This is a genomic window from Micromonospora echinofusca (assembly GCF_017614955.1).
GTDB classification, from domain to species: domain Bacteria; phylum Actinomycetota; class Actinomycetes; order Mycobacteriales; family Micromonosporaceae; genus Micromonospora; species Micromonospora echinofusca_A.
Genome location: NZ_WVUH01000318.1, coordinates 1 through 8,244 on the forward strand (window position 1 = coordinate 1; position 8,244 = coordinate 8,244).

An 8,244-nucleotide genomic window follows, 5' to 3' on the forward strand; every position below is an offset into this window, starting at 1 on the left:
CTGGCGAGACTGGTCAACTCCCTCAAGGGCGTGTCGAGCCGGCGGATGCGGCAGGAGTTCCCCGACCTCGCGCGCCACTACTACCGGGCCAACAAGCTCTGGTCGGGCTCGTACTTCGCAGGCTCCGTCGGCGGCGCACCGCTGAGCGCCGTGCGTCGGTACATCGAGCAGCAGAACCGTTCGGTTCAAGGCACTGCTCGGGTCTTGGCGGCCCCCCGGCGCGGGCCTTCACCCCCGCCCTGAAGGGCGGAGCACTGGCCCGCAATCCGGTAGCCGTGTGGGTTGACCCTTCGGACGTCAGGCACGTCCGGGGCGAGGCCGCGGGTTCAGTGGCCCGAACTCGTCAACGCAGATCACCCGCCCGTCGCCGGGCGGGTGATCGTAGAGGTCCCGGATCCGGCGCATCGTGAACTCGGGGGTCGGTGCTGGCCTTCCACGTCTTCGTCGCCGGCCAGAAGACCCCGCGTTCGTGCAGGACCGCCGGATGGTCTCGAAGCTGATCGTCACGACGTAGCCGGCGTCGATGAGGTGGTCGCGGAGCTTGGCCAGCGACCAGCAGGACGGTTCGCCGAGAAACCGGGGGTCGCACGGGGCGATGACGCAAATCCAGTCACGGGTCTGCTCATCGATCCGCCTCGGTGCGCCCCCGCTCCATTCGGGTCCAGTGCGTCGAATCCCCGACCGTTGAACACAAGGCGCCGTCTGCCCAGTCCTCGGAGAACCGGCGGCGGTGATGTCTCGTCACGCCAGTCTGCACATGCTGCTTTCCGCCTTGTGCTGCGACCTGCGCGTCGACGGGTGGGACAGGTCACCTCGTGTGACGGCTGCGGCGACGACACGTTCGGCGCGACGGCGGCGCATCCGCAGAACTGAAGCCGTCACGCCGTGCTCGGCGGCCAAGTGCTCGATCAGCGCGTCACCGAACCGGGTCGCGCTGATCAGCTCGGCGGCGTCAGCGGTGATCAGGCCGGCGGCGGCTGCCCGGCCGAGCAGCAGGTCCGGGTGCCCGTAGGGCATCCTCGGTGAACGTGATCCCGTAGGCAGCTCTGGCGGCAGCTCCTCACCGTCGTCGGCTTTGACAACCGCCGCGCCCGCGCGCCACGCCGCCCAGCACAGCCGCAGCCACAACCGGGGTGGCGCGAGATCCGCCGTCCGTAGAGCATGCAGGAAGCCGGCCAAGACCTCGGAGTCCACATCCTCAGCGTACCGGGCATAGCCGCGGCTGATCTTCGCCGCGAGGCGCGTCAGCGCGGGCAGAGCCACACCGATCGCGCCGACGACCCAGGCCGGTCCCTTCTCGCGGGCGTGGTAGGCGAGCTGCCGCCACAGCTCGTCGGTGGTGCCGCTGTCGTAGCGCTCGTGCACCAACAAAGTGCGCAGCTCGTCCAGCGGCATCGTCGTGTCCGGCAGACCCGGCACCGGCCGGGCATCGAACACCAGTGGCGCCGGTTCGCAGGTCAGCAGCGCGAATGCCTTCTCGGCGGTGGTCAACGCCGTGCCGGCCGTTCTCGTGCGGGTGGTCACTGCCATGGTGCTGCCCCCTTCGAGGTGGAGCGCTTCGCCGTGTGCGAAGGCCCACGACCCGTCATTGGGACAGCCCGACCTGACACCACGAGTGTCTGTCAGACCGGGACAGGCCATGCCAGGTCCACCGTTGTGCGGCCGGACACTCGCCCACCATCACGTTCGTCAGGTGGCGGGGCAGACAGGCCCTGTCAGATCGGGGACGGGTTCGATCGGCCTGTCAGCGACGCACTGGGAATCGTCAGTACGCCCCGCCGGTCCGGGGGCCACCGCGCCCATGACCGATAGAACCCCTCACCGTGCACCGATCCCCGTCGGGGACGTGGTGCCCGGCGACCCACCCGTGCCGGTCACCGTGTGGCCGGTACCCGCCCCGCAACCGGGCGAGAGCATGTCCAACGCGATGGGCATACGGCTCGTCCACAACCTCACCCACCCGTCCGATCTGGTCGTCGACCTGGCCGACGGGCCGCAACTGGCCCGCGCGATCATCGCCGCACACCGCCGCAGCCACCTACAAACGGTCCGCTCGACCGGCTGGGGCCGGGAGGCGGCAACGCTTGTCGTCACCGGCTGGCCGGCCCACGATGCCGCGTCACCGGTCGAGTTCTTCGTCCGCTGCCGGGCCAGTCTCGTGCCGGGCGGCAGCGTCGCAGTGCTGCTGCCACACGGCGACATCATCACACCGGCCGACGTCATCATCGCCGCCAGGCAAGCCGGCCTGGCCTACCTGCAGCACATCGTGGCGGCCGACCGACCGCCACAGCGCGGACAGCACGTACAACTTCACATCCACACCGACGTGCTGATCATGACCCACAGCGCCGGAAACCGAGGCACCGATGCCTGAGCCCCTACCGGTCACATCGCTCTGGTTGACCTGCCAACAACCCGCCCGGGACCAGCGACAGGGACGCTACGTCCCGCAGACCTCCAGCCACCCCGGCAAGATGCTGCCCCACCTGGCCGCACACGCCATCAGCTCCTACACCGCAGCAGGCGAGCTCGTGTTCGACCCGATGTGCGGATCCGGCACCACCCTGGTCGAGGCCATGCACCTCGGCAGACAGGGAATCGGCATCGACATCGAACCCCGGTACACCGCGCTGGCCGAAACCAACGTCACCCTCGCGGCGTCGCAGGGAGCCACCGGCACCGCGCTGGTGCTCACCGGCGACGCCACCGGCCTGCTCGATCTGGTACCCACGTCCGCGGTGGGTCGGGTGAGTCTCGTGCTCACCTCACCACCGTACGGACGCGGCACCCACGGTCTGGTCAAGACAACCAGTTCCGGGGTACGCAAACGCAACCACCACTATGGAGACCGCAAACACGGCAACCTCGCCTACACGAACTGGTCCCGCCTGCTCGACGGGTTCGCCGCGATCCTGGCCGCCAGCTACCAACTGCTGCGCCCCGGCGGGACCGTGGTGATCACCTGCCGGCCGGTACGCCGCCAACGCGACGACCTGATCGACCTACCCGGTGAACTACTGGCCATCGCCCAGTCGGTCGGACTGGTCCCCGTGGAACGGTGCGCGGCGATGCTCGCCGCGTTCCGTGACGGGCAGATCATCCACCGGGCCAGCATGTTCGGGCTGATGGCGGTCCGCCGCGCCCGCGCCCAAGGCATCCCCGTGCACCTGATCGCGCACGAGGACGTGCTGGTCCTGCGCCGCCACTGAACCCTGCCCGAAGGCTCCGTAACCCGCAACGTACTCCGGGAAACGAGACCCGGGCGGCCGTGGCCGAACCGCCTATCGGCCCCACGGCCGCCCGGCCAGGCGCGGGAAACGAGAGTCCTTTGACCGGTTGGCGGCCGCCCCGCCGCGCAGAGGTTGAGCGTACCTCGAAGACCAACGCCGGCCACTCGGCCGCGCGGGCCTGTCGAGCTGGGGTTTGCTGCCCCTAGGCTCGCCCAGTCACGTCGACGGAAAGGAACACGAGTAAGGCGGGGAGATCGTCAACGACCGTCGATGGCGATGTCCGTCGGGCAACACTGGCCCGCGCACTCACCGACAGGGCAATGGTGCTGGTCACCGGACACCGATACCCCGATGCGCTGAACCTCCCCGACTGCATCTGGGCGGGCCACCACCAGGATTCGCGCTCTCCGCGCATGTAGGGCGTGATCAGGCGGCCTCGTCACCGTGCACGAGCCATTGGCGTACCGCTGACAGATCAGCCTCGGTCAGTCCCACGTACGGATCGACAGTGCGCAGCAGCGCCCGCGTCGGGTGATGAGCCGCCACCCACCGCCGGTCAGCGTCGGTTGTTTCGTCATCGAGCCAGACGAAGGGACGTCCGGCCGCCCACCGGATCAGGTACTCGGTCTTCCAGTGCAGACGAGGTGCCGGATCCTCGTCGGCATCCGGCCACTCGACGACGGGTAGGTCCGGAAGCCCGAGGCGCGGCGAGAGGACCTCGTTCGCCTGCGCCATCCATGTCGTTGCCCACACCAACTGGCAGCCCAGCGCCAACAGCCTACGTCCGTCATCGGGGTCCAGCCGACTGAGCAGAGGGTTGCCAATACCGTCCAATGACCAGGTGACGTCGCTGCCAGAGGAATGGTTCCAACCCGCAGGCCGGGCTTTGAACGGGAGCAGCGGCCCGTCCACATCGAGGAAGAGTAAAGGGCGGTCAGTGTGGCCGGACATCACCCGCGAACCGTATCGGAGGCCATCGGGGCTGGGGCGGGCTCGCTCCCAGGTGACGGCAGCGGCGCCGTGACCACTGGGAACGCCGACGGTGGACGGGAGGCCGTGAGTGCCGATGACCAGCGGCACGGTGCCTGGCCGTCCACGGGGATTGGTGATCTTCATGAGGCAACGGCACGCGCTCCTTCAGCCGCTCGGCCTCGTCGCGCAGCCGGGCATCACAGGGCTCACCAGGCTTGCCTCCAGGCGGCTACGTGACCGGCGGCCGGCTCCGCAACATCGCGGCTACCGACGCCACTGGCATGATCTCCGACGTGATCATTCCCGGCTACCTGGATGGCTACGACCCGCCGATCGTGCGGTCACCGCTGGTCGACGGCTCCGAGATGATGTCGAGCCACCTGTTCTGGCCCGCATTCCTCTACACCGTGGGCGGGTCCGCATCGGCGCCGGCTGCCTTCCACGTCGACACCGCCGATCTGAGCGAGTTCATCGACGTCCTTCTCGATCCCCACGACTGGCCGGTCTTCTCCATGTCGCTGGCAGGCCGCAGCCGCCTGCACATCATCATGCGTAACGTCGAAGATGACAGCGGCGTCGACTACCTCCTTGACCCCGATACCGGTGGTAATCCGATCCAGCTCGCCGCGATGGATGGGCATTTCCGAGGCCCTGCGCTCGCGTGGCCGGAACTCGTTGCCGCTGCCCAGCAGCCAGAGCAGAACCACACCGTAGCTGAGCGGCTGCTCCTGCTGCTGCCAGCCTGCGCCGACAGCGACCGGCCCAGCCTGGCCGTCGACATGGTGGCGCAGGCATTGGTTGCCCTCGGCGCCTGCTCCAACGTGCGCCAGACCAGCATGGAGCTGCTCGACAATCGTCGGTACTGGACCTCGTGCCAGTGGACCACCGTCAACGGAATCCGCATCTGCCTCGGACCGCATGCGTACCGCCGTCCTGGGAGTGAACTGGCGCCGGCCGACCTCCGCCTCATCACGGACGTATTTGCGCCACCGGATGTGCAGCATCTGTAGCCGACGCCAAGGTGCGCCTGGTGTCTCGCGCCAGCACTCTCGGCCGAGAGACGCTCGACGGCGGACACGAAGCAGTACGGGTACCAGGTCGCACTATCGCGGAATCTTTGATTGTCAGAGATCGATAGGAACGGCATCGATCCAGTACTTGACCGAGACATCGCGACTTCCGCTGCGACTCTCGTGAAACTCCTGGACCCGCTGCTCGGCCTCATGCCTCGTCAGAAAGGCCGCCACGGCGCCGGGCCGATACTCCCCGTCGCTGCTGTGCTGGAAACGCGCCATCACAATGTAAAGCCAGCGCCCCCTGTCGCCTGCTCGGCGGATCGGCAAATCGGTTACCGTTGCGGTCACCACTTCTTGCGCCGATGCGTACCTGGCCGTCAACTCCCCATCGGGGCCGCCCCCCAGTACTCGTCGCCGCCAAAGAGGTGTCCGGCCGTCGGAGAGATCAGCAGCGTAAGGACTCGGCTCCCAGCACTCGCCATCGTCTTCGCAGTATCCGGCAGCGAGGCAGACGACATGATCCCCGACCCCATCGGGGCCGACCAGTTCGAGCACTTGCCAGCCACCGTGTGGTCGATGCATCCTGTCGAGGATCTCCTCGGCGACCCGCTCGGTGGCTACCTGTACCCGCAATGTCGGGTAGCTTAACTGCCGCAGGTACATGGCATCCACTGGCTTGAACAGAAGATCAATCCTCGTTCGCGGCCACTTGTCGGTCGCCGGAGCACCGTCGGCATCTGTCCCTTCCGGATATAAATCTGGGTCCGTGTCCGGGTCATACTTCACGCTTCGGAACAGCAGTCGGCTGTGCGATCCGGAATACCCCCAGAGCGAGAACGGTCAGTCCCACTCGAACAGCACGGCTCCAGGCCGCATCTGATGATCGACGACCCATCTTTCCGGCATGACGCAGAACCCTACCGCGATGCGGGCGACAGCAGCGCCCAGTCCTCGATCTGGAGCAGGCCGTAGAAGGGTCCGGCTCCACCGAATCGGCCAAGCCCACCATGCCCGACCGTGGTGATGAAGCCGCGATAGTCCGGCGGCAGCCTGACGCCATGGTGTTTCTCGAAGACAGCGACCGCGTCTTCCGACAACGCCGGGCCGATCCGGAAGCGGTGGACATCAGCACCGAACATCACGGGCCCGCCGGGCAACGACGCCGCAGCTGCCACCTTCGACGCCACCCGTGCCAGCCTCGCCGACAGCTCACCACGCTCATCCAGCATCCGGGTAGTCAACCAGCATGCCTAGCGGACGACCTTCCCAGTCACGTCGTCAGGCCCGGGCCTGCTGCAGGTGACGGCGAAGGCGCCGCGGCCGAGAACCAGCGAGACACCCGGGGTGTACGAGACGTCGTGAGCGGTGGTGAACGCGGCGGTGTCCAGCGACAGGCTCGCGGGTTCCGGGAAGCTCACGGCTCGTAGTCCCCATGTTCCGTCACGGTCGGGGACGGCGAGGTTGACCATCGTGGAGGCGTTGCGTAGAGCCCCGTCTGGGGCGCTGGGGGCGGTGTAGGTGGCCAGTGTGAGCTGGGCTTTCGTTGGCAGGTCGACCACTGGGGACGGGGGCGGGCTGTCCGGAACCATCGTTCGGGTCCAGTGGTCGTCTGCGAACCGGTCCGCGGTCCGGCCTGCCAGGCGAGGGCTGCCGGCGATCCACTTTTCGGCGAGCCGCCGGAACGTGTGGTCGCGCGTCGCCGGGGGCTGACGGGCGGCGGTGAGTACGTCGGTGTCAGCGCCTGCGAGGACGTTGCACAGCTGCGGCAGTGGAATTCGGCCGACGAGTTTCGCATACCGCACGGAACGGATCTCCAGCATCGCCTGGTGGAGCACGATGGCAGCGTCCCGGGCTCCGTCTCGCATCGGAGTCCGCCCGCCGTGCCCAGGCTTGCGCCCGGCGGGGCGGCCGTGTGGGGTGCCCGCGTCCGCGATCCTGCCGATGTGCGACAGATGCCACGACGGGTCGTCGAACCCGACGGTGGCCGAGGCGGCGCGGAGGTGGCTGCGGGAACCGACGCGGACCTCGACGGTCGCGGCATCGGCGGTCAGGGTCGCACCGCGCTTGTCGCCGCTGTCGAACCGTACCGTCTGAACGCCGGTGAGAAACAGGCGCACGACCGGGTCTTCCTGCTCGCCCGGGCTGGCGTAGCGACGCGAAGCCGCCAGCGCGACATGGCCGCGTAGCTCGTCGCCAGCACGTTCCACCGTAACGGCCCGGACCTCGGCGCGGGCGAGGTCGTAGTCCTTCGCGATGTCGGCGACGGCCGAAGCGGTCAGCGGCGTGATACCGGGCTGGACACGCCCGAGGTGATCGCGGTAGTGCACGGCACGCTGGGAAGTCCGGGGCAGCAAGGGCTCCAGCCGGTGTCCGGCGATCGCGGCCTGCTCGATCATCCACGCCCGGCGGGACGGCCCGAAATCTGCCATCCACGCGAGGGCAGCTTTCGCGCGCCGCTCACGCCACCATCCCGGGCGGGTGAGCGCCGTGGTGAACAGCGCGAAGGTGTTGTTGTCCCAGACGTCCGCGATCGTGGCGATGGTCTGCCGGTCGAAGCGGCGGCCATCGGCCGCGAGCTCCCCGATGTGGGCCACCGAGCGGTCCAGCAGGGCGGCGAACATCGATGTGGCAGAAGTGCCGGTCACGGTCGGAAGCCTACGGTGCTGCCCGCCATGGCCTTCGTCAACGCCGCCCTGTCCACGAATCGGCGCGGCGATGGCGCTCACTCACCGGCGACGCCGCCGGCCTGCCCGGTCCGGTACCCGCGTCCGCAGTGGGTCGGGTGAGTCTCGTGCGCACCTCGCCGCCGGGTTGTCAGGTTCTGCCAGACGACCGCACCTGACAGCACAGCCAGCGGAGCTGCCGGTGCGGCTAGCCTGGAGGTTCTCCCTACATTTCACATGCCTCTGATCCGACGCCTCGCGACGGCACCACGCCCACCACGTTCGGTCGGCCGCCGCCGCACAGCCTCGGAACCGGCATTCATGAACCCCCACCCCTTATCGCCGAGGTCCGGCATCCCCGCC

10 protein-coding genes are annotated in these 8,244 nt (G+C 68.3%); 4 read left to right on the plus strand and 6 right to left on the minus strand.

Features of this window, described 5'->3' with window-relative positions; genetic code table 11:
- On the plus strand, window positions 1-243 hold a 243-nt coding region (locus GSF22_RS26895; RefSeq protein ID WP_208816532.1), incomplete at its 5' end, for a transposase.
- Window positions 244-297: 54 nt separating this feature from the next.
- On the opposite strand, the gene GSF22_RS36040 is transcribed toward GSF22_RS26895, so the two are convergent.
- Window positions 298-735 carry a helix-turn-helix domain-containing protein gene (locus GSF22_RS36040; RefSeq protein WP_368856914.1) on the minus strand — a complete coding sequence of 146 codons (438 nt, stop codon included), beginning with the start codon at window positions 733-735 and terminating at the stop codon, window positions 298-300.
- 6 nt (window positions 736-741) lie between these two features.
- A complete protein-coding gene (locus tag GSF22_RS26900; protein ID WP_208816533.1) occupies window positions 742-1,530 on the minus strand; it encodes a hypothetical protein in 789 nt (262 codons plus the stop codon).
- 337 nt (window positions 1,531-1,867) lie between these two features.
- Between GSF22_RS26900 and GSF22_RS26905 the strand changes: the two genes are divergently transcribed.
- Together GSF22_RS26905 and GSF22_RS26910 are read left to right on the plus strand one after the other, a co-directional pair.
- A complete protein-coding gene (locus GSF22_RS26905) occupies window positions 1,868-2,374 on the plus strand; it encodes a hypothetical protein (RefSeq protein WP_307804360.1) in 507 nt (168 codons plus the stop codon).
- Window positions 2,367-3,209: a TRM11 family SAM-dependent methyltransferase gene (locus tag GSF22_RS26910; protein ID WP_208816534.1), complete on the plus strand. Its 843-nt coding sequence runs from the start codon at window positions 2,367-2,369 to the stop codon at window positions 3,207-3,209. Before GSF22_RS26905 ends, GSF22_RS26910 begins: the two co-directional genes overlap by 8 nt.
- A gap of 447 nt (window positions 3,210-3,656) precedes the next feature.
- Here the strand turns inward: GSF22_RS26910 and GSF22_RS26915 are convergent, their stop codons facing one another.
- The gene (locus GSF22_RS26915) at window positions 3,657-4,181 is read right to left on the minus strand and encodes an HAD domain-containing protein (protein WP_208816540.1); all 525 of its coding nucleotides are present in this window, start codon (window positions 4,179-4,181) and stop codon (window positions 3,657-3,659) included.
- A 254-nt stretch (window positions 4,182-4,435) separates the two neighbouring features.
- On the opposite strand from GSF22_RS26915, the gene GSF22_RS26920 reads away from it, so the two are divergent.
- Entirely contained in the window at window positions 4,436-5,212 is a 777-nt protein-coding gene (locus GSF22_RS26920; protein ID WP_208816535.1) for a hypothetical protein, read from the plus strand.
- A 114-nt stretch (window positions 5,213-5,326) separates the two neighbouring features.
- Here the strand turns inward: GSF22_RS26920 and GSF22_RS26925 are convergent, their stop codons facing one another.
- The 3 genes from GSF22_RS26925 to GSF22_RS26935 form a co-directional block, all read right to left on the minus strand.
- Complete coding sequence (locus GSF22_RS26925; RefSeq protein ID WP_208816536.1) at window positions 5,327-6,004, minus strand: hypothetical protein; 678 nt, start codon at window positions 6,002-6,004, stop codon at window positions 5,327-5,329.
- A gap of 131 nt (window positions 6,005-6,135) precedes the next feature.
- On the minus strand, window positions 6,136-6,447 hold the full coding sequence (locus tag GSF22_RS26930) for an SMI1/KNR4 family protein (RefSeq protein WP_208816537.1): 312 nt from the start codon (window positions 6,445-6,447) through the stop codon (window positions 6,136-6,138).
- A 21-nt stretch (window positions 6,448-6,468) separates the two neighbouring features.
- Window positions 6,469-7,863 (minus strand): hypothetical protein, encoded by a 1,395-nt coding sequence (locus GSF22_RS26935; protein WP_208816538.1) that lies wholly within the window; start codon window positions 7,861-7,863, stop codon window positions 6,469-6,471.
- Window positions 7,864-8,244 lie beyond the last annotated feature (381 nt).